Source organism: Microvirga sp. HS2 (genome assembly GCF_055792805.1).
Genome location: NZ_JBVVAJ010000096.1, coordinates 1 through 1278, shown reverse-complemented (window position 1 = coordinate 1278; position 1278 = coordinate 1). Strand labels below are relative to the sequence as shown.

The window sequence follows — 1278 nt, the reverse complement described above, 5'->3', positions numbered from 1 at the left end:
TGATCCGCCCCCATGGAGGGGTCCGGTTGGAATGTTAATGGAGTGATGGCCTTTCCGCCAGCACGGATGACGCAGTTGGTTGAGGGTTGGGCGCTGCTCGCACCGACATGGCCGGGACGAACACCTCTGGGGCCGGCGGCTTGTACCCGATGGATCCATGAGGCCTCAGAGTATTGTAGTGCCGTCGCCAACTCTCGATCACGATCTTCGCCTCCTTGAGCGAATAGAAGATCTCACCATCGAGCAACTCATCCCTGAGCCGCGCATTGAAGCTCTCGATGAACCCATTCTCCCACGGGCTGCCTGGCGCGATGTAAGCCGTCTTCGCCCCAACCGCGTTGATCCAGTCCTGGACGGCCTTCGCGACAAACTCCGCGCCATTGTCTGACCGAATGTGCTCGGGCACGCCGCGCAGGATGAACAGATCCGAGAGAACATCGATCACATCGGCGGCTTTCAGTTTGCGGTTCACCCGGATGGCCAGGCACTCATGCGTGAACTCGTCAATCACGTTGAGCATCCGGTACTTCCTCCCGTCATGGGTGCGATCCTCGACAAAGTCGTAGCTCCAGACATGGTTGGGCCGTTCTGCTCGCAGCCGGATGCAAGATCCGTCATTGAGCCAGAGTCTTGCTCTCTTCGGTTGCTTACTCGGCACTTTCAGCCCCTCCCGTCGCCAGATCCGCTCGACCCGCTTGTCATTGACGACCCAGCCGGCGGTTGAACGCAGAAGCTCTGCGATCTTCCGGTAGCCGTAGCGGCCATACTGGCGAGCGAGCGCGATGATATCGGCGGTGAGCCGCTCCTCATCGTCTCGCCCCCGCGGAATACGCCGTTGCGTCGAACGATGCTGTCCGAGCACACGGCAGACCCGCCGCTCGGACAGCTTCAGCTTGGATCGGACGTGATCGATGCAGGCCCGGCGACGGGCGGGGCTCAGAAGTTTCCCGCCGCGGCCTCTTTCAAGATCTGCTTGTCCAGCGTTAGGTCCGCTACGGCGCGTCGGAGCCGGGCGTTTTCCGCTTCCAGATCCTTCAGGCGCTTGACCTGATCTGATTTGAGCCCACCGAACTCCTGCCGCCATCGATAATAGGTCACCTCCGTCACGCCGATCATGCGAACGGCATCGGCCACGGATTGGCCTTGTGAGACCATTACATCGACCTGACGTAACTTGGCGACGATCTCTTCCGGCTTGTGGCGCTTCCTGGGCATTGTGGTCCTCCTGTCTGCCTCAAGACATACTTCAAGGTGGACCAATTCAATGGGGGTGAATCA

Annotated in this window: 1 protein-coding gene; it reads right to left on the bottom strand. The window is 60.2% G+C overall.

From position 1 onward, the window contains the following. Nucleotides 1–34: 34 nt before the first annotated feature. Nucleotides 35–1215, bottom strand: a protein-coding gene (locus tag ACS5Q0_RS27460; RefSeq protein WP_473129786.1) for an IS3 family transposase whose coding sequence is annotated in 2 segments (ribosomal slippage) — nt 35–951 and nt 951–1215 — 1182 coding nt in all. Because the reading frame shifts where the segments join, the coding sequence is not laid out codon by codon here. Nucleotides 1216–1278: the final 63 nt, after the last annotated feature.